The organism is Mesorhizobium sp. M1403 (genome assembly GCF_040317695.1).
Taxonomy (GTDB): domain Bacteria; phylum Pseudomonadota; class Alphaproteobacteria; order Rhizobiales; family Rhizobiaceae; genus Mesorhizobium.
Map to the genome: position 1 here is coordinate 1 of NZ_JAMYKY010000101.1, position 620 is coordinate 620.

Annotated in this window: 1 protein-coding gene; it reads left to right on the top strand. The window is 69.4% G+C overall.

The genetic code is table 11. The annotated features are described in order from the left end of the window. Positions 1 to 620, top strand: a 620-nt coding sequence (locus tag NKH01_RS35210) for an AMP-binding enzyme (protein ID WP_502912720.1), incomplete at both ends; no start/stop codon positions are given.

Sequence of the window (620 nt, forward strand, 5' to 3'; positions counted from 1 at the left end):
CGGGTGTATCTTCTGGACGGCCATGGCGCGCCGGTTCCATTCGGGGCGGTGGGCGAGCTTTACATCGGCGGGGCCGGCGTTGCGCGTGGCTACCTCAACCGGCCGGAGCTGACAGCGGAGCGGTTCCTGGCCGATCCGTTCAGCGGCGAGCCTGGCGCCCGCATGTACCGGACCGGCGATCTGGGGCGCTACCTGCCGGACGGCAATCTGGAGTTTCTGGGGCGCAACGATGACCAGGTGAAGATCCGCGGCTTCCGCATCGAGCCGGGCGAGATCGCGGCGCGGCTTTGCGAGCACGCCTGGGTGCGCGAGGCGGCAGTGGTGGCACACGGGGATGGCGCCGACGACAAGCGGCTCATCGCCTATGTGGTTGCGGCCGAGGCCGGATCGGACGACGAGGATGGAAGCACACTTGCCGCCACCCTGCGCACATACTTAAGCGCGCGGCTGCCGGACTACATGGTGCCATCGGCCTTCGTGCAGCTTGCGGCGCTGCCGCTGACGGCGAACGGCAAGCTCGACCGCAAGGGACTGCCGGCTCCCGACGACGACGCCTATGCGCGGGCGGCCTATGAGGCGCCGCAGGGCGAGATCGAGACGACGCTGGCACAGATCTGGGC